At 70.0% G+C, this 18,461-nt stretch carries 17 protein-coding genes, 1 pseudogene and 1 CRISPR repeat array; of the genes and pseudogenes, 4 read left to right on the plus strand and 14 right to left on the minus strand.

What is annotated here, in order from left to right:
- Positions 1-259: 259 nt before the first annotated feature.
- Positions 260-676, minus strand: coding sequence for a hypothetical protein (locus QNA08_RS08155; protein WP_283740203.1), 417 nt, complete (start codon positions 674-676; stop codon positions 260-262).
- 266 nt (positions 677-942) lie between these two features.
- On the opposite strand from QNA08_RS08155, the gene QNA08_RS08160 reads away from it, so the two are divergent.
- A complete protein-coding gene (locus tag QNA08_RS08160) occupies positions 943-1,239 on the plus strand; it encodes a DUF6455 family protein (protein ID WP_283740204.1) in 297 nt (98 codons plus the stop codon).
- 11 nt (positions 1,240-1,250) lie between these two features.
- On the opposite strand, the gene QNA08_RS08165 is transcribed toward QNA08_RS08160, so the two are convergent.
- The gene (locus QNA08_RS08165; protein WP_283740205.1) at positions 1,251-2,441 is read right to left on the minus strand and encodes an NnrS family protein; all 1,191 of its coding nucleotides are present in this window, start codon (positions 2,439-2,441) and stop codon (positions 1,251-1,253) included.
- 65 nt (positions 2,442-2,506) lie between these two features.
- The gene (locus QNA08_RS08170) at positions 2,507-2,959 is read right to left on the minus strand and encodes a pseudoazurin (RefSeq protein WP_283740206.1); all 453 of its coding nucleotides are present in this window, start codon (positions 2,957-2,959) and stop codon (positions 2,507-2,509) included.
- Positions 2,960-3,197: 238 nt separating this feature from the next.
- On the opposite strand from QNA08_RS08170, the gene QNA08_RS08175 reads away from it, so the two are divergent.
- Positions 3,198-3,896, plus strand: coding sequence for a Crp/Fnr family transcriptional regulator (locus tag QNA08_RS08175; RefSeq protein WP_283740207.1), 699 nt, complete (start codon positions 3,198-3,200; stop codon positions 3,894-3,896).
- A 30-nt stretch (positions 3,897-3,926) separates the two neighbouring features.
- On the opposite strand, the gene QNA08_RS08180 is transcribed toward QNA08_RS08175, so the two are convergent.
- The 5 genes from QNA08_RS08180 to ubiT form a co-directional block, all read right to left on the minus strand.
- Positions 3,927-4,196 carry a DUF1858 domain-containing protein gene (locus QNA08_RS08180; protein ID WP_283740208.1) on the minus strand — a complete coding sequence of 90 codons (270 nt, stop codon included), beginning with the start codon at positions 4,194-4,196 and terminating at the stop codon, positions 3,927-3,929.
- A 101-nt stretch (positions 4,197-4,297) separates the two neighbouring features.
- Positions 4,298-5,389, minus strand: coding sequence for an NnrS family protein (locus tag QNA08_RS08185; protein WP_283740209.1), 1,092 nt, complete (start codon positions 5,387-5,389; stop codon positions 4,298-4,300).
- A 5-nt stretch (positions 5,390-5,394) separates the two neighbouring features.
- A complete protein-coding gene (gene ubiV, locus QNA08_RS08190) occupies positions 5,395-6,348 on the minus strand; it encodes a ubiquinone anaerobic biosynthesis protein UbiV (protein WP_283740210.1) in 954 nt (317 codons plus the stop codon).
- Between the two features lie 81 nt (positions 6,349-6,429).
- Positions 6,430-7,407 carry a ubiquinone anaerobic biosynthesis protein UbiU gene (gene ubiU / locus QNA08_RS08195; protein WP_283740211.1) on the minus strand — a complete coding sequence of 326 codons (978 nt, stop codon included), beginning with the start codon at positions 7,405-7,407 and terminating at the stop codon, positions 6,430-6,432.
- Positions 7,408-7,412: 5 nt separating this feature from the next.
- Complete coding sequence (ubiT, locus tag QNA08_RS08200; RefSeq protein ID WP_283740212.1) at positions 7,413-7,952, minus strand: ubiquinone anaerobic biosynthesis accessory factor UbiT; 540 nt, start codon at positions 7,950-7,952, stop codon at positions 7,413-7,415.
- 114 nt (positions 7,953-8,066) lie between these two features.
- Here ubiT and QNA08_RS08205 point away from each other — a divergent pair, with 114 nt between their 5' ends.
- Together QNA08_RS08205 and QNA08_RS08210 are read left to right on the plus strand one after the other, a co-directional pair.
- The gene (locus tag QNA08_RS08205; protein WP_422679878.1) at positions 8,067-9,605 is read left to right on the plus strand and encodes a UbiD family decarboxylase; all 1,539 of its coding nucleotides are present in this window, start codon (positions 8,067-8,069) and stop codon (positions 9,603-9,605) included.
- Positions 9,602-10,189, plus strand: a pseudogene (locus QNA08_RS08210) (UbiX family flavin prenyltransferase); the annotation flags it as partial. The gene QNA08_RS08205 and the pseudogene QNA08_RS08210, both read left to right, overlap by 4 nt.
- Before the next feature lie 35 nt (positions 10,190-10,224).
- Positions 10,225-12,587: a CRISPR direct-repeat array (repeat unit 32 nt; unit sequence GTTTCGATCCGCGCTCCCGCACGGGGAGCGAC).
- 215 nt (positions 12,588-12,802) lie between these two features.
- Here QNA08_RS08210 and cas2 read toward each other — a convergent pair.
- Genes cas2 through cas5c form a run of 6 tightly spaced genes read right to left on the minus strand, consistent with a single transcriptional unit; the run spans position 12,803 to position 18,318 of the window.
- Complete coding sequence (gene cas2 / locus QNA08_RS08215) at positions 12,803-13,093, minus strand: CRISPR-associated endonuclease Cas2 (protein WP_283740213.1); 291 nt, start codon at positions 13,091-13,093, stop codon at positions 12,803-12,805.
- Positions 13,094-13,102: 9 nt separating this feature from the next.
- Positions 13,103-14,137, minus strand: coding sequence for a type I-C CRISPR-associated endonuclease Cas1c (gene cas1c, locus QNA08_RS08220; protein ID WP_283740214.1), 1,035 nt, complete (start codon positions 14,135-14,137; stop codon positions 13,103-13,105).
- The gene (gene cas4, locus QNA08_RS08225; RefSeq protein ID WP_283740215.1) at positions 14,134-14,811 is read right to left on the minus strand and encodes a CRISPR-associated protein Cas4; all 678 of its coding nucleotides are present in this window, start codon (positions 14,809-14,811) and stop codon (positions 14,134-14,136) included. Before cas4 ends, cas1c begins: the two co-directional genes overlap by 4 nt.
- Positions 14,812-14,817: 6 nt before the next feature.
- A complete protein-coding gene (cas7c, locus tag QNA08_RS08230; protein ID WP_283740216.1) occupies positions 14,818-15,771 on the minus strand; it encodes a type I-C CRISPR-associated protein Cas7/Csd2 in 954 nt (317 codons plus the stop codon).
- Positions 15,768-17,543: a type I-C CRISPR-associated protein Cas8c/Csd1 gene (gene cas8c / locus QNA08_RS08235; RefSeq protein ID WP_283740217.1), complete on the minus strand. Its 1,776-nt coding sequence runs from the start codon at positions 17,541-17,543 to the stop codon at positions 15,768-15,770. Before cas8c ends, cas7c begins: the two co-directional genes overlap by 4 nt.
- A gap of 58 nt (positions 17,544-17,601) precedes the next feature.
- The gene (cas5c, locus tag QNA08_RS08240) at positions 17,602-18,318 is read right to left on the minus strand and encodes a type I-C CRISPR-associated protein Cas5c (RefSeq protein WP_283740218.1); all 717 of its coding nucleotides are present in this window, start codon (positions 18,316-18,318) and stop codon (positions 17,602-17,604) included.
- Positions 18,319-18,461: the final 143 nt, after the last annotated feature.

Consider the following 18,461-nt stretch of genomic DNA (forward strand, 5'->3'; position numbering starts at 1 on the left):
CTTCTTTCGGCGGAGAAACCTCCCGCCTGCAGCCGTCAGGGCGTCGAGTTCCGACCCGCCGGAGCGGCGCTCGGCGGAGGGTCGGGAGCCCGACGGCGATCGATTGTTGCGACGTGATTTGCCGGATTCACGCGACCGGCACGTTGAGCTGCGTCAAAGTTGCAGCGGCGCCATCGGCACCGGATATGATTTGTCGGCTAATTCTTTCACGCGAGACATGTCGGAGCCGACACTCCCGGCCCGAGCGACGCAAGACGCCTCAGCCCCCATCGTCCGGCGTCCTGGCGCGCAGCTCGCGGATCGCCGCGGCGCCCGCCGTGGCGGACGCGGCGATCTCCTCGAAGAGAAGGGCGATCTCCTCGAAGACGCTGCGGTCCGGCTCCGTCTCGGCGATCTGGTCGAGCTCGGCCAGGAAACCGAGAATGGCGGCGATGCGGTCCCGCTGGTCGCGCGCATCGTGGAGGCCGCGCCGCAGGCTGCGGCGCTGTTCGAGCGCCGAGAAACGGGCGAGCGCTCCCTGGAGCTTGTCGCGGCAGCCGCAATCGAGGTCGACGCTCGCCAGCACGCCCTCGAGACGCGTGATCAGCGTGGCGACGTCCACGCCGCGACCTGCCGCCCCGGACCGGCGCGCCTCCGCTCCGGTTCCCGCGATCACCCGCACATCCGGCGCCGTCATGCCGGCCTCCCGCACAAGCTGGCGACGCCGCGCCAGCCCGCGCTCCGCGGGGCCGGCCGCGGCATCTCGCCTCACTCCTATGCCCCGCGCAGCCGCGCGTCCTTGTTCTCGATCAAAGGCGCCCGGCCACAGGGCGTGCCCTGTTGCCCCTGCCGATCATGGTCCCGGTGGTTCCCTCTTCGCCGGTTTTGTCCTGGCGCAAAGACACCCCGCGGCCCCGCCATTAGTTTCGCGCGCAACCATTAAATCAATCCGGAGGACCGACGATGACGACCACGATGAAATGGCCTCAGGTCGAGCACGTGAAGCGCCAGGCCCGCCAGATGGGCATGATGCTCGACCGCCTCGGCATCGACGCCGTGGTCGCTGCGCAGCGGGGACTCGGCACGCTCTTTGCGCGGGCATCGCGCAACTGCCTCAGCTGCCCGGTCTCCGACAAATGCCGTGCCTGGCTCGCCGATCCGGCAGCCGACACCACGCAGCCTCCGGCCTTCTGCCCGAACGCGCGCCTCTTCGGCGAATGGCAGCGCGCGCGCCTGCGCCGCCCCGGTCGGCCGCACTGAGGCCGGCCGCATCACTCGCGCCCGTCGACCCGCGGCGCGAGCAGGATCGGGACATAGACTGCGAGGAAGAGCAGGAATCCCGCCACCCAGGCGAAGCCGGCGAGGCAGATTGTCTCGCGATACCACGTCCCGGCGAGCGGCGCCGTGACGCGCGCCGCCGCGGCCACCATCACAAGCAGATAGGCCGCGACAGTTGCCCGCGACACGGCGAGCGGCCGGCCTGAATGGCCGAGCGAGGCGCGGCTCATGACGGCGAGGATCATGGTGCCGAAAGCTCCGACGGTGAGCGCGTGCTGCCAGGCCGCCGCCCATGGCGCGCCGGAGAGGAGCCAGACGGCCTTGAGGCCGAGCGCCACCGGCACCCAGAGATAGCCGACATGCAGGATCCACAGGATCGGCCGGCCGGCGGCGCTCCAGCCTTTCCACAGTGCGAGCCGCAGGCCGTGCACGGCCGCGGCGAAGGCCGCCAGCGCGCCGGTGGCGAGGGCGGCGGGCGCGACCAGCTCGCCGAGCGCCATCGCCACCACCGAGAGGATCGCAAGCCGCTCGAGGATGGGATGGCTGATCGGCCACAGATCGGCACGGGCCGGCGGCAGCACGTTGCGGGTGAAGGCCGGCACGATGCGCCCGCCGATCACGACAACGAGGAGGAGGACGACGTCAAGCGCGAGCCCGATCCCCGTCATGCCCACGCCGACGGCCCAACCCAGGCGGTCGAGGTGGACGGCGGCATTGGCGAGCGTGAGCACGCCGAGGAGCAGGAGAAAGGCGATGTTGCGCCAAGCGCCGGCGCGTAAGAGCGGCACGGCCAGCACCACGCCGAGCGCCGGAAGGAAGGCGACGTCGACGAGCGCCGCGACTTCAGGCGGCACGATGGAGCCGGGCGCGAGGGCAAGCCGTCCGGCGAGCCAGAGCCCGGCGAGGCCGGCGAGCGGCAGCCCTCGCAAGCGGGCGCAGCCCGTCCAGTTGGGCACGGCGGTCAGCAGGAATCCGGCGATCGCCGCCCCCGCGAAGCCGTAGAGCATCTCGTGCGCGTGCCACAACGAGGGCGGCAGCGGCAGGTCCGCGCCGCCGACCCAAGCCGCGAGCCAGAGGCCGACAAGGGCGACCGCCGACAGCCCTGCCGCCAGGAAGAAGGGGCGGAAGGCATAGTTGAGGAGGACCGCCGTCCGCGACGGCCCGATCACGATGCTCGACGTCATTGCCGACCCTCCGAACGGGCGTCGCCCCGCCGCGGCGCCCCGGCCTCGCGCCCCACGCGGCGGACCTATTGCGCGGCGGCCTTGACCGTGGCGAGGCGCTCGAACAGCGTCGCAAACACCTGCTTCGCCTTGCCGGGATGCGTGGCGGCCTTGGCCTGCTCCTCGTTCGTCGGTGTGCCGACGACGACGAGCCCGACCATGCCCATGCTGTAGTGCGGCTTGCAACGGTAGCCGTAGACGCCCTGCTTGTCGAAGGTGACCACGATCTCCTCGTTGATCTTGCCGGCGAAGGGGGTTGCGCCTTCGGGCAGCATGGTCTCGATCGTTTCGGCGTTGTGGCCCTTGTCGGTGGCCACGAAGCGCACCGAATCGCCCGGCGCGACGCGCACCAGGGCTGGCTCGAAGACCATCACGCCCTCGGCCCCCTTGTTGAGCATCTTCACCTGAACCTCGGCCGCCCCGGCCGTGCCGGCCGCCGCGGCCAGGAGGGCGGCGCCCACAAGCGCGATCGTGCGCATGTTTCCTCATCTCCTCTCGTTACCGGCCGGAGCCCCGCGAGCCGCCGGCGCACCCTTCCTAGCAGGTCACGGCCGCAAGCTTTTTGCGCCTGCTCAAACACTTTCGCGGGCGCGGGCTCTACGAGAGCTGGCCGCGCCCCGCGGCCATCGGGCGTGGGCGCGTGTGCCCGGGCGAGCCTGCTTGGGGGGACAGGGGCCAGCCGCTAGAATGGAGGGGTCGATGCGAGGTGAAGGAAGCATGAGCCATATCGACCGCTCGTTGATCGCCGAGCTGCCGTTGTTCGCCGACATGCCCGCGGCGGCGCTCGACGACATCCTGCATGAGGCGCGGTCGCTGCGTTATCCGAAGGGCAAGGCGGTCTTCCAGCAGAACGAGGAGGCGCACTCGTTCTTCGTGCTCCTGCACGGGCGCCTGCGCGTCACCCAGGTCACGGCCGACGGCCAGCAGATCGTCGTGCGCTTCGTCGGGCCCGGCGAGATCTTCGGCGTAGCACAGGCCATCGGCCGCAAGGATTATCCGGGCACGGCGACCGCAGTGACCGACAGCATCGCGCTCGCCTGGCCGGCCTCCGCCTGGCAGCCGATGATCGCCCGCTACCCGCAACTCGCCTCGCGCACCCTGCAGACGGTGGGAGGGCGCCTGCAGGACGCCCACAGCCGGCTGCGCGAGATCTCGACCGAACAGGTGGAGCGGCGCGTGGCGCGCGCCCTCCTGCGGCTGACGCACCAGGCCGGGCGCAAGACGCCCGAGGGCGTGCTCGTCGACTTTCCCGTGACGCGCCAGGATATCGCCGAGCTGACCGGTACGACCCTCTACACCGTCAGCCGCATCCTGAGCGCCTGGGAAAGCAATGGCTGGGTCGAGGGCGGGCGCCAGCGCATCCTGGTGCGCGACCCGCACCGCATCTTCCTGCTCGCCGAAGGCGACGGCACCTGACGATCCGGGTGGGTCGGCGCGCCGCGGCCGTCAGCGCCGTGACCGGCCCTCCCCTGCCGCCGAGGCGGCGCCCTTGTCGCCGATCGCCGTCTCGATATCGGCGAGAAAGACCAAGAGGCGCACATCGTGCTCGGTGCAGGCTTCCGCCACGGTGTGGAAGAGGGCGATGGGGCAGCCGACGCAGCGCAGGCGATGACGGATGAAGACCGGGATCGTCGCCGGCCAGCGGCGCATCACCTCGTCCACGAGCATGTCGGCCAGGGGCGCGTCGGCCAAGAGCGTGTCGGCGAAGGGCGGCATCGTCGGCGGCTCCGCAAGCTCGAGAGAATACGTAGACGACCATCTTGCAGGTCCGCCCGGCGGCTGTCTTTGTCGCCCGCCAACTTGGCAACGGCTTCGACCTATCGGCTGCGAAGGCAGAAGACGGCGAGGGCCACGATGCCGAAGGCGGCCGTCCAGACGAGCGCGGCCGCGGCATAGGCGCCCCCCGGCGCAGGGAAGCCGAGGGCGCGCAGGAGGGCTGCCGCACCCACGAGCGCCGCGACAGCCGCGAAGACGGCGGGAGGGACGTGCGCGCGCTCGCGCTGCGCCACGGTGCGCAGCATCATGACGAGCGTCGTCCCGCCGATGCCGCCGATGGTCGCGAGGTGGAAAGCGGCGGCGGGTGGCAGCGGCAGGGGAAGGAGGCTCGCGAGGCCCGTCGCAAGGCAACCGAGACCGAGCCAGACCTGGCCCGCGACGACGGCGCGCACGTCCGCCGGGCTCGGCCGCAGGCCCGGCCCCCGGGCGGTAACGCGCAGGAGGAGGAGGACGCCGCCGACGACGAGGAGCCCCGCCGCGAACAGCGCCGGGGCGTCGAGCCCCGTGGCGGCGAAACCGCCGGCGAGGGCCGCAAGCGTGAGGCGCTCGCGCCGCCCGTCCGGAGCAAGACGCGGGCCGCCGCGTCGCTGCGAGGCACCCGAGACGGCGGCACCGGCGATGCGCCCGCCCATCGCCGCGATCAGCATGACGATGAGGCCGAGGCCGAACCATGCGCCGGCCCGCTCGCCGCCCGGCCACAGACCGGCCTCGCCGGCGAGGAAGGCCCCCTCGCCCACGGGAAGGAACAGCATGAGCGCCGGGAAGACGAGATTGCCGCCGCGTTTCGCCCCGCGCAGGAAGGTCTGCGCTGCGGTACCTGCGATCGCCGCGGTGCTCGTGAAGGCGAGCGCATCGCGAAGAAGTGCGGGCGCGTTCGGCACCAGGGCGGCCAGGCGCGCTGCGGCCCAGGCCGCGGCAAGGGCGAGGAGGCCGGCGGAGCCCGTCTTCGTGAGGAGGAAGCCGGCGACGACAGCAAGCCCGTAGCCGAAGACCATCTCGTGCGCATGCCAGAAGGGCCCGTCGGGCGGCGGCGAGGCGAAGGTCCACAGGAGGATGGAGAGGGCGCCCTGCGCCAAGGCCAGGCTGAAGAAGAGCCGGTGCGGCGCGATGGCGGCCGCCGCGGGCCCGCGCATCGCGCTCACCCCGCAGCCGGCGGCGCCGCCCGGCGGCCCATGCCCTGTACGACGAAGGCCGTTGCCTCCTCCATGGCGACGCGCTCGGCGCCCGGACGCGCGTGCAGGAAGCCGTTGGCGAGGGGGGCGCCGGGATAGAGGCGGGCGAGATCGGCGCTCGCCGGCTCGGCCTCGCGCCTGCCCTCGAGCACGTCGCGGAAGAGGCGGGCGACCGCCGCCATGTCGCAGCGCTGCGGCGACAGGCGCAGCGCCCGCACGCCTGCGCTCGCGAGATCCACGGCTTCGGCGAGGAGATTCGTGCAGGCGTGGGCCAGCGTCTGCACCCCGTTCATGGCGAGGAAGGGCTCGCCGTCCAGCGTCTCGACGGGGAGGCCGTCCGGGTCCCTGTCGCAGACGAAGCGACAGTTGTCCTTGGTGAGCTTATGCAGGCGCGCGTGGTAGCAGCGCGCCGAAATCGCGAGCGGCGCGCGCCCGAAGGCGAAGACCTCGACATCGACGTCCGGCACGCCCTTGGCGATGGCTGCGATCGAGGAAAGCGGCAGCTCAGGCGGCAGGCAGATGCGGCGGGCCCCGCGGGAGGCAAGGAAGGCGGCCGTCGCCTCGTTGTAGACGTTGACAAAGGGACCAATCGCGTGCGGGCGCCCGGCGAGGTGGTGCAGGCAGGAGATGTCGTTCGCCTCCACCAGGAAATCCTCACTCTGGGCGAGCCCGGCCGTCTGTCGCCGCTCGCGCTCCAGGGTGACGAGCTGCAGCGAGCTGAGCAGCACCGTCTTGCCGGCCTGCGCCAGACGCTCGACGACGACGGGCAGGTGCTCGGCGAAGAAGGGCAGCCGCTTGGAACAGACGACCTCGCCGACCGCCACCACGTCCACCGGCGCCTCGTCGGCGATGCGGAAATAGAAGTCGCGCCAGACCGGCGCCTCCCAGTTGAACAGCACGGGGCCGAGGGTCAGTTGCATCCGGGGTCTCGCTTCCTCCTGATCGCCGCCGCCGGGCGCGCTTCGCCCGGCACTCGCCTCACCGCCTCCACCCGGCGCCGCCTAGCGCCAGACCTTGCGGTAGGCGCCGGTCGTCGTGCTCTGGCCCTCCGTGAGGGCGCCGAGCCCCGCGCCCTCGATGGGCCGCCCGGCGGCCAGCGCAGCGAGCGCCTTGCGGAAGGCGCGCACGACGCCCTCGATATAGGCGCGGCCGCGCTGGCGGCCCTCGATCTTGAGGGCGGTGACGCCCGCCGCCGCGAGGCCAGGCAGCAGGGCCGCGGCGTCGAGACTCACCGGCTCCTCGAAGAGATAGCCCGCCCCGTCGCGGGTGGCGAAGCGGCCCTTGCACAGGGTGGGATAGGCGGCTGACTCGCCCTTGGCGAAGGCGTTGATGGTGAAATTGCCGAGGCGCGAGACGAGGCGCCCGCGCGCCTCGCGATAGGCGACATGGCTCGCCGGCGAGCAGACGCCGTGCATGTTGGGCGACTGGCCCGTGGCGTAGGAGGACAGCGAGCAGCGCCCCTCGGCCATGACGCAGAGCCCGCCGAAGACGAAGACCTCCGTCTCGCAGGGCACCGCCCGTGTGATGGCGGCGACCTCCGGCACAGTGAGCACGCGCGGCAGCACCACGCGCTTGACGCCGAAGGCTTCGACGTAGAAGCCGATGGCGTCGGGATTGGCAGCCGCCGCCTGCACCGAGACGTGCAGGCGCTGGTGGGGATGGTACTCGGCGGCATAGGCGAGGAGCCCGGCGTCGGCGAGGATGAGCGCATCCGCCCCGGCCGCCACGGCGTCGTCCACTGCCCGATGCCAGAGGGCGAGGGCGCCCGCGCGCGGGAAGGTGTTGATCGCCACGAGCACCCTGGCGCCGCGCTGATGGGCATAGGCGATGCCCGCCGCCATCTCCTCGCGGCTGAAGTTGAGGCCGGGGAAGTTGCGCGCGTTCGTCTCGTCGCGGAAGCCGCAATAGACGGCGTCCGCGCCGGCATCGACGGCGACCTCGAGCGCGGCCGGCGTACCGGCGGGGCAGACGAGTTCCATGGCCCTCACCCGTCGCGCCGCGCCACGCGGTCGTCCGTGCGCACGGCGCGCAGCGCGCCGCGCAGCACGGGCTCTGCGAAAGCGCCGAACGGCCCGAGCGCCGCGGCGGCGAGGCGCGCCACGTCGATCTGCGCGTCGTCGAGGGCGTTGCGCAGGGCGAGCACCGCCTCCATGTCGCCCTCCACCACGATGTCGCGCGAGAAGAACAGGGCGTCGCCGTCATAGGAGCCGTCGAGCTGACCGACGAGGCCGGCGAGCGGCCCGGCAATGCGCGCATCGAGCCCCGCCGGCAGCTCCCTCACCGCAACGGCGCGCGGACAGGCGGGATCGGGCGCGAGCACGAAGGCCAGGGGCAGATCCGTCGGATCGAGGCCGAAGCGCTTGCCGGCATGGGGGCCGAGGCGCTCGAAGATGCGCGGGTGGCGGCGCGTGACCGCTGCCATGAAGCCGGCGAGCAGCGGCTGCAGCGGCCCCAGCGGCAGGGGCCGCACGGCGAGCGAGACGAGGAAGGGCACGGTCGGCACGGCCGCAGCGGAAATCGGCATGCGATCACCTCCGCCCGTGTGTCTAGCCCGGCCGGGCGACGCGATTGTTGCGCCACGTCAAGGACGCGGGCGGAAGGGCGGTGCGATGGTGCCGGCCTCCGGGAGCCGCCCATCGTGCACCGCCATCTGCCGCCCTTTCGCCAGCTTCGCGACTTCCTCGCCCATCTCGACGCCGCAGGTCAGCTCCTGCGCATCCGCGAACCCGTCTCCGTCGTGCACGAGATGACTGAGATCCACCGCCGCGTGCTCAAGGCCGGCGGACCGGCCCTCCTCTTCGAGCGGCCGGTGAAGGCGGACGGCACGCCCTGCGACCTGCCGGTGCTCGTCAATCTGTTCGGAACCGTCGAGCGCGTCGCCTGGGGCTTCGGCGTCGCGCCCGAGGCGCTTCCCGCCCTGGGCGAGGCGCTCGCCGAGCTGCGCGAGCCGCGCCCGCCGCGGAACCTGAAGGACGCCTGGCACAAGCTGCCGCTCGCCCGCGCCGCCCTCGCCATGCGGCCGAGCGAAGCGCGCGGCGCGCCCGTTCAGGAGGTCGTGCTCACGGGCGATGCGGTCGACCTCGGCCGGCTGCCCGTCCAGCTTCCCTGGCCGGGGGAGCCCGCGCCGCTCATCACCTGGCCGCTCGTCGTCACGCGCCCGCCCGGGGGCAGGCCGCTCGACGACGACAACGTCGGCGTCTACCGCATGCAGGTCATGGGGCGCGACCGCGCCATCGTCCGCTGGCTCGCGCACCGGGGCGGGGCGCGCCACCATCACGCCTGGCGGGCGCTCGGGCGCGACATGCCGGTCGCGGTCGTGATCGGCGCCGACCCGGCGACGATCCTCGCCGCCGTCCTGCCCCTGCCGGAGACGCTGTCGGAGCTGAAGTTCTCCGGGCTCCTGCGCGGCGAGCGCCCGCGCCTCACGCCCTGCATCACCGTGCCGCTCATGGTGCCGGCGGAGGCGGAGATCGTCATCGAGGGCCTCGTCTCGGCCGAGGAGACCGCACCCGAGGGGCCCTACGGCGACCACACCGGCTACTACAATGCCGTCGAGCCCTTTCCGGTGATGCGCGTGAGCGCCGTCACGATGCGGCGCCAGCCGATCTACCTCTCCACCTTCACGGGCCGCCCGCCGGACGAGCCTTCCCGCATCGGCGAGGCCTTGAACGCCCTCTTCCTGCCACTCGCCCGCCGGCAATTCCCGGAGATCGTCGACCTGTGGCTGCCGCCGGAGGCCTGCTCCTACCGCATCGCGGTCGTGTCCATCGCCAAGCGCTACCCGGGCCAGGCGCGGCGGCTCATGCTCGGCCTGTGGTCGATGCTGCCGCAGCTCACCTATACGAAGATGCTCGTCGTCGTGGATGCCGACATCGACGTGCGGGACTGGGCGGATGTGATGTGGGCGATCTCGACGCGTTCCGACCCCTCGCGCGACCTCGTCACGCTCGCGGACACGCCCATCGACTATCTCGACTTCGCCTCGCCGAAACCCGGGCTCGGCGGCAAGCTCGGCATCGACGCCACCAACAAGATCGGTCCGGAGACGGAACGCGCCTGGGGCGAGGTGCTCGGCATGGATGCGGCCGTCGTCGCGCGCGTCGACGCGCTCTGGCCGAAGCTCGGCCTGTCGCCGCTCGCCGGCGGCGGAGAGACAGCCGCACGGAGAAGAGCATGACGCAGGCAAGGGGCACGGGCGCGCGGCGCGTCGTCGTCGGCATCAGCGGCGCCTCGGGCGCGGCCATCGGCCTGCGCGTCGTGGAACTCCTCGCCGCCACCGGCGCCGAGGTGCATGCCGTCGTCTCGGAGGCAGGCGAGCGCACGCTCGCGCATGAGGTCGGCACGAGCGCGCTGGCGCGCGTCGACAGGCTCGCGGCGCGGCGCCACCCGGTCGCCGACATCGGCGCGAGCATCGCCAGCGGCTCCTTCCGCACCGCGGGGATGATCGTGGCGCCCTGCTCGATCCGTACGCTTGCGGCCATCGCCGCGAGCGCGGCCGACAACCTCCTGACGCGCGCCGCCGACGTGCATCTGAAGGAGCGGCGTCCCCTCGTGCTCGTGGTGCGCGAGAGCCCGTTGCACCTCGGCCATATCCGCGCCATGGCGGCTGTCACCGAGATCGGCGCCATCGTCGCGCCCCCGGTACCGGCCTTTTACCTGAAGCCCGCCACTGTCGCCGACGTGGTGGACGAGGTGGCGCGGCGGGCGCTGGCCCTCATCGGCCCGGATCTCGGCCTGGCGGCGAGCGAGTGGCGAGGAGACCCGATGGCCGGCCCATGCGCGTCGACGAGGGCATAGTTTCGATCCGCGCTCCCGCACGGGGAGCGACTTGACGGTGTGCTTGCCATTTGGGCGGCTGCGGAGTTTCGATCCGCGCTCCCGCACGGGGAGCGACGGTTCGCGAGCGCGTCTTCGTTCAGGCGCCGGAAGGTTTCGATCCGCGCTCCCGCACGGGGAGCGACCCCCACTGGTCGGCCATGGCCTCGGCGATGCCGGGGTTTCGATCCGCGCTCCCGCACGGGGAGCGACTCGGCGTGCCGGATCGAGGCCTCGCGGATGCGCTTGTTTCGATCCGCGCTCCCGCACGGGGAGCGACCAGCGTCTCGGTGTCGGGACAGATCATCATCACGGTTTCGATCCGCGCTCCCGCACGGGGAGCGACCAAGGGGTGATCGTCGGGGGCGCGGCGATCGGTGTTTCGATCCGCGCTCCCGCACGGGGAGCGACCGCGGTCGTCAACGATGAAGAACTGGCTTTTGACGTTTCGATCCGCGCTCCCGCACGGGGAGCGACGAAGGCCGCCGCCTTCAGCGGCAGGTTGCGGGTGTTTCGATCCGCGCTCCCGCACGGGGAGCGACCCCCGGAGTAACGCGCGTCTTCGTCGAGCGGCGCTGGTTTCGATCCGCGCTCCCGCACGGGGAGCGACGGCTCTCGACGCGGGCGATGGCTTCGGTTGTGACCTTTCGATCCGCGCTCCCGCACGGGGAGCGACTTCGGGAGGATCGTAGGCACATTCTCCGTCCCATAGTTTCGATCCGCGCTCCCGCACGGGGAGCGACTTGGCCCTTATCGCGCCCGTAAGGCGACGATCAGGTTTCGATCCGCGCTCCCGCACGGGGAGCGACCGTCCTCCTTCGCCTTGACCTCAACCTTGGTTTGGTTTCGATCCGCGCTCCCGCACGGGGAGCGACTATCCTCCCGCTGGCACTGCACGAGATCGGCCGGGTTTCGATCCGCGCTCCCGCACGGGGAGCGACACCCGGCATCGGCCAGTGCATTGACCTTGTCGACGTTTCGATCCGCGCTCCCGCACGGGGAGCGACTTGAGGCTGAGGCGAGCAAGCGGCTTAAGGCACTGTTTCGATCCGCGCTCCCGCACGGGGAGCGACATGCTGACCTACGAAGAGGCCAAGAAGCACCCCCTGTGGACGTTTCGATCCGCGCTCCCGCACGGGGAGCGACACCCATCTGGCGGTCATGATCTCGGAGGCACTCGTTTCGATCCGCGCTCCCGCACGGGGAGCGACGTCCTCGGCGAGGAGATTGGCGGCGCGCAGCACGAGGTTTCGATCCGCGCTCCCGCACGGGGAGCGACCGTCAGCGGCCGCCCGTCGGGCTCGCCCTGGACGCGTTTCGATCCGCGCTCCCGCACGGGGAGCGACTGCCGGCTGTCGCAGCCCGCAACTTGCCAATGCGGTTTCGATCCGCGCTCCCGCACGGGGAGCGACTTCGCAATCCTCATCGACACCGGCTTCCGTCCATCGGTTTCGATCCGCGCTCCCGCACGGGGAGCGACCCGATGGACAGGAGGTAGTCGATCAGGAGGTCCCGTTTCGATCCGCGCTCCCGCACGGGGAGCGACAGCCGGCCCCTGAGTCGGACAAGGAGGGGATGGCGTTTCGATCCGCGCTCCCGCACGGGGAGCGACGGGAGGAGCACGGCATTGACGAGGTGGACATGGCGTTTCGATCCGCGCTCCCGCACGGGGAGCGACAGGGGTGGATGCGCTACCCTTGGGACCGCGCCCGGTTTCGATCCGCGCTCCCGCACGGGGAGCGACCGCTCTCCAAGCCGCTGCGGATCGTCAAGACGCGGTTTCGATCCGCGCTCCCGCACGGGGAGCGACCCGTCGATCGAACTAGCCACAACCACATCTACCTGTTTCGATCCGCGCTCCCGCACGGGGAGCGACCTTGAGACTGTCGAGGCGGCCACCCCGAAGGACATGTTTCGATCCGCGCTCCCGCACGGGGAGCGACGCGGACAGGCGCCGTCGCCACCCCGCGGTCAAGCCGTTTCGATCCGCGCTCCCGCACGGGGAGCGACGACGGTCATTGGCGTATGCGCCGACGGCGCGCTGTGTTTCGATCCGCGCTCCCGCACGGGGAGCGACGGGGAGGCGGAGGGCTTGACGATGACGATGGCCCGTTTCGATCCGCGCTCCCGCACGGGGAGCGACCGCCACTTCGGCGGCATCAAGGTTGGGTTGGGTAGCGTTTCGATCCGCGCTCCCGCACGGGGAGCGACCGTTGACGGCGAAGGCGATCCGATCGCGCTCGCGGTTTCGATCCGCGCTCCCGCACGGGGAGCGACGCTACCATTGCGAACATTGCGAACGCCCGATCGCCGTTTCGATCCGCGCTCCCGCACGGGGAGCGACTCCGCAGTTGTTATCCGATTGCGGCGACGGCCAAAAGCGGGCCCACGCGGCGGACCGCGTTCTGCTTCGGGCGAGCCGGCCGCAGGGTATTCACCTGCGACAGAGATAGCTCAACGATGTCAAAGAATTGGCCCGGGCGCGAACAGGGCGGGATTTGCCGACACGCTTTGGGTTCGCACCTTGGCCACGCAGCCGGCGCAAGAGCAGGTTCTCACCTAGACAATCAAGGTGCCGTCAAGGTCGGCCACCGGCCTGGCCCCCACGTGCTCAACGCGCCGCCGCCAGTTGGCGCCAAGATAGTAGTACCGCAGGCTGTCGCGCTCGGGCTCAATGAGCTTTTCGAGGCGTGCCTTCAGCAGCGTCCATTGCGCCGGATCGACGTCAATCTCGAAGACGGAGTACTGCACGCGTTGACCGAAATCGCGACAGGCGCGCGCCACACGCCTGAGCCGCCCTGCCCCGCCCGCCTCCGACGTGTTCACGTCATAGGTCACCAGCACCATCATGGACGCACCTCACTTCCACAGCCACGGCGGATAGGCGTCGAGGTCGCCCCGCAAATGCCGGGCCAGAAGCTGTGCCTGCAGATAGGGCACCAGGCCGAGCGGGGCGGCTTCTTCCAGGAAGGGATGGCGCCGCTCCTCCTTCTTGCGCTCCTGCCAGGCGGCAAGCACGGTCTTGCGTCCTTCTTCGGTCAACCACACCGCGCCGCCGTCCCGGGTCTCGAAATCCCGCGCACGCACCTGCCGCCGGTTGACGAGCGACAATGCCAACCGGTCGACGAGGACGGGACGCAGCTCCTCCATGAGATCGAGGGCGAGACTCGGCCGGCCGGGCCGGTCGCGATGCAGGAAGCCGACGGCAGGATCAAGCCCCACCGCCTCCGCCGCGCTGCGGCAGTCGTGGGTGAGAAGCGTATAGAGTAAGGACAGGAGCGCATTGATTGGATCAAGTGGCGGGCGCCGCGACCGGCCGCGGAAGCGCATCTCCGCGTCGGGCGAGCGGATGAGGAGATCGAAGACGCTGAAGTAGAGGCCCGCCGCCTCACCCTCGGCCCCGCGCAGCGCCTCGGCCTCAAGACCGGCTCGGTTGACCCTGCGCAGGACATGGGCAAGGCGCTCGACCACGGTCACGATGCGCTCGCTCTCCGCGGGGGCGAAATCGCCACCATAGTCGCGCAGGCCACGCATCAGCACGGAGCGCTGGTTGGCGACCTTGCCGAGCACGAGGCTGCGGACGATCTCCGCCGGCGCGTCCGAAACCCGGTATTGGGTCCGCCGCAGCAGCACATTGCCGGCGACAGGCCCCTCGATGCGCGCCTGGAAGCGGCCGCTGCGCTCCAAGAGGACGATGGTGATGCCCGCCGCAGCGCAAGCGCCGATCAACGCGGGCGAGAGATAGACGGCGCCGAAGACGACGACGGAAGCCAGCATGTGCAGCGGCACGCGGACGCGCTCACTGCCCTCGACTTCCGCCACGAGGTTCTCGCCATCCTTCTTGAGGCTCGCCCCCTCCGTCGTCACGTAGAGCGTATTGAGCAGCTTCTTCAAGCGGCGCTCCCTTGCTCATCGAGGAGCGACGCCAGCATGCCGTCGCGCCAGGCGCGGACGGATCGGGACGACAGCTTCGGACGGCACAGATCCAGGAGCGAACAGGCGCGGCAGCGTTCGGCCCTCCAGACGGCCTTGGGGGTCTCGCGGCTGGCGAAGATCTGCCGCAATTGAGCGATGGTCTCCTCCGTCAGCCTGCGCAGCTCCGCATCGAAGGGCACGGGAAGACGCCGCTTCGTCTCGCCGTAGAACAGCGCCCCTTCCGGCACCGGCCGGCCGGTCATCTCCTCAAGGCACAGGCCCTGCGCGCAGAGCTGCACCTCGTCGGCGCGGTGCAGCTTGGGCTTGCCCCGCTTGAACTCGACGGGATAGGGCACCTCGCCGTCAGGACCTGGATGGAACTCGACGAGATCGGCGATGCCGGCAATGCCGAGCCGGCGCGAGGCGATGACAAGCGCCGTCTCGCGCCGCACGCCGCGCGCCTTGCGGCCACCGGGCTTGTCAGAGGCGATATGCATGACATGGCCCTCCGCCGTAAAGCGGTTCTCCGCCCACAGGCGCTCCAGATGGATGAGGGCCGCCTGTCTGAGACAATAGACGGCATGCTGGAGCGATGAGAGCGGAATGGGCTCAGCGTCCAGCTCGTCCGGCTGCGGCAGGCCGTCTCCAGGCATCCCGGCTCACAGCCATTCGATGATCTCCACCCCCTCGGGCAGGCTGTTGCGGTTGATGCGCACGACATAGTCGGAGAAGGCCCGTGCCGGGGGATGGTTGTCGAGCTGCCGGTCGATCCTGCGGAACTCGCCATCGATATTGCGGCCAATCTCGATGCGCTCGAACAGCGCATGTGCCGGCGCATTGCCGAGCGCGCTCGCATGTTTGAAGGCAATGACCTTGCGCGAGGCCATCTCTCCGCGTGCGGCCGAACGGTCGTGCTCGAACATGGAGACGAGCGCCTCGCGCAGGAGGTCGAGGTCCGCCTCGCCGAAACCCGTGCGCTCGGCAAGCTTGGCGGAAACGAAGCCGTGGGCGCGATAGAGGCCATAGGGCACGATGTGCTTGCGGCCCATGGTGCGGTTGTCGGTGCGACCGTTGTCCTCCTCGCTGCCTTCCGCGCGCAGCTTCTTCTCCGCCTCGTTGGTGGCGGCCATGCGGGTGATGGAGATTTCCTGCGGCACGATGGGCTCGACGGATTGGGCGAAGGTCATCTGCACCGGCCCGCGCACCTGGCCGCAATTGATGCCGGTGGACATCACGGCGCCGAAGGTGCGCACGTCGAAGAAGTTCCTGCACATGAAATCGCGCAGGCGCTGTGCCTCCTCGTCGCCCTTCGGGTTGAGCTTGCCATCCTTCTTCGCCTTCTCGTCATCGGGGCGCAGGGCGACATAGGCCTTGCGGTGCTGCTCGTTGAGAATGGCGCCTTCCTGCACGTAGATGTTGCAGCCGGGCTCACCCTCGCGCGCGATTTCGACGTAGTTGCGGATCTTGCGCTTCAGGCTCACGTCCGAGACAAGGCCATGGTTCGTCTCCGGGTCGAGACGCGGCAGGTTTCCGGCGTCGGGATCGCCGTTGGGGTTGCCCTTCGCGACATCGAACAACAGGACGAAATCGTAGCGGTTGACGAGCGCGGTCATTGGGCGGCCTCCTCGGTGAGGGTTTCGGGCTTACGGAAGAATTCGTTGCGCTGGTGGTAGTAGCCGAGGCCGAACAGCGCCTGCTCGGCGGCCGGAAGCGAGGCGGGGAAGGGATCGTCGGACGGGTCCATGGCCTCCAGGATGCTCCCTATGATGCGCTCCAGATGGAAACGCTGCCCCGGTCGCTGCTTGCCGATCTTGGAGAGATGATTGGCCGAGCCCTTCTCCAGAAGTGCGAAGACCTTTCGCGGCTGGGCAGAGGCTGCCCCGTAGAACTTGTCCTTGATCGTGGCGTTGACAGTGCGGCCGAGCGCGGCCAGCTGTGCCTGCTCGTAGGCGGCGAAGAGCCGCCCGAGCAGATAACCCTTGCTCCTGTTGTTCGGGTCGAGCGACACGGGTGCCTCCTTCGCCTTGTCCAATGTCCCAGTCCGCGCGGGATCCATGCCGAAATTGCGCACGAGGACCGCGCGCAGCATGCCAGCTCTCAGCGCATTGATTTCCCCGTCCGCCCGGATGCGCATCAGCACGGTGGCGAGCAGCGTCAGCGGATAGGGCGTGCCGGTGAGAATGGCGCGCATCCATTCCCCGGCGAGATTGGGCGGCACGTTCTCGCGCTTGCCGAGCACCGCCGTCTCGGCCAGATAACGCCAGAGCGGGGGATAGCCATCGCGCGGCGGCGGCTCGATCGCCATGTCCGAGACGAAGCGCGCATAGTTGGCGGCGAGCCGGCCGAAATCGTCCTCCAGCCAGAAGCGGATGGAAATGCGCGCCGCATTGGGGGCGAGGCCGAGGACGTAGAAGCGAACCCCCTCGGCCAGCTTGGGCTCAATGTCTCTGAGCGGAATGCCGCGGCGCATGCGTCCGAGAGCCTCGCCGACCATGCCGGCCTCGATCCCCTCGTCCGGCTGCGGATCAAACCAGGCATTGAAGAAGCTTTCCGCCACCTCCGCGACATGCGCGTCCGCGGCATCCGCCCAGAAGACGGTGGAGGCGTCGCCGATCTGGATGCGGTGCCTGTCGTCGGCGAGAAAGGTGTTGAGCGCCGTCGTATATTTGAAGGCGGCTGCCTCGGAGACCGGAGCGTTCTCCCCCTGCTCGTGACCGTAGGACGTGAAGGCGTCGAGATTGAAGGACACGATGGAGGCGCCGGACGACTGCGCCCCCCAGACGCCCTTGATGGCCGGATGCAGCCGCGCGATAGGTCCCGCCGCGCCAGTGACCAGACAGACGGCTGCGGCCTCACCGTTGCCCGCAGAAATGTCTGCCCACAGGGCCCGAGCTGCCGGCCGGTCGTGCAGGTAGACGTCCTGTCGCCGCTCGCTCTCGAGCGCGAAAATGACGTTCTGATCCTTCATCTCCTCCGGCCAAAACGGCGGGGCGAATTGCTCGGGTGACCAGTTGTCGAGAAAGTGCAGGAGAGCCAGGAGCCCGGAGTCCGCGGTCCCCAAGAGAGTGTCCCGATGCCTCTGGATGAAAGCGGCGTGCTCCTCGGCCGTCCGCTTGCCTTCGCCGGCGGTGACGCCGAGCACATAGGAGGTCTTGTCCCACAGGAAGTTCGGCGCGATGGCGACCGTGCGCTTCACGGGCTGCGGCACCTGCATCAGTCGCGGCGCTCTCTTCCTGCCCGTGCCGTCGCGCAGATCGGTCACGGAGGCGACGCTGCCATCCTCGTTCAGCGAGATGACGAAGCCGATCTTCTCGGTCGAGAAACCGAGGGGCGGCACGCTCGGAAGCCGGTCGTAGGCCTTGGCGAGGGATGCCAGAATGCTCATGGGGACCTTCGCAGTGCTTTGCGCCCATGCCCGCAACGGGCGGCGGGCAACGAAAGGTTCAGCGCAGAATGTCCGGCGAGCCGGGCCGGGGCACGCGCATCACGCCGCTGTCGAGCCGGGCGCGGAAGAACAGCGAGGGCCGCCCCTCGGCCTGATGGTCGATGTCCCACAGCATGAAGCCGAGGTCGCGCGCTCGGCCGAAGCCAAGATCGGCCGCCCTGTGTTCCGGTCGCGGTTCGGGCATGGGTGCACCGGGTGCGACGAGCGAGAACCGGGCGGCGAACTCCCGGGTGCCCAGGCAGGGCTGGTGGAAGCACTGGCCGCGCGCGGCGCGGCGGTTGAAGATGTCGAGGTGCTTGCCCTCGTTCTCCTCCGCATCCGCCCTGTCCGTCAGCTCGAAATGGGCTTCGATGACATAGGCGACATCGACGAGCACGGTGGCGGCGCGCTGTTGGCGCTTGTCTTCCACCTTGAGGGCAAGCCCCTCCAGGCTGCCGCGGTTCATCGCCGTCCGGACCGTGCCGGCGAGAATCTTGCTGCTCACCTCGTTGCGGCGGATGGACTGAAAGCGGATCGGCTTCAGCACGTGGATGGCGTCGATGACCCAGCGGATCGCCGGCTTCCAGTGGATCGCTTCCAGAATGCCGCGCGCCGCCGACGGGGTCATCACATCGTAGGAGACCCGCTCGACCTTCATCTCCGGGCGCGTAAAGCAAGCGTAATCGCCCGCGACGTGCAGCCGAATTCCGTAAGACACGATTGCCCCCAACCCCATAATGACCTGTCACAGCTTACATAAAGCCGCGCAGTTAAGTCATAAACACCTTATTCGAGCCCGGATTGCGCTCTCTTAAGCTTTGGAATCCAATTATACTCAATCGATGAGCGTCTGCGCCGAGCGCAACAATTAAATCTTGT

The sequence above is a fragment of the Chelatococcus albus genome, from assembly GCF_030067675.1.
Lineage (GTDB): Bacteria > Pseudomonadota > Alphaproteobacteria > Rhizobiales > Beijerinckiaceae > Chelatococcus_A > Chelatococcus_A albus.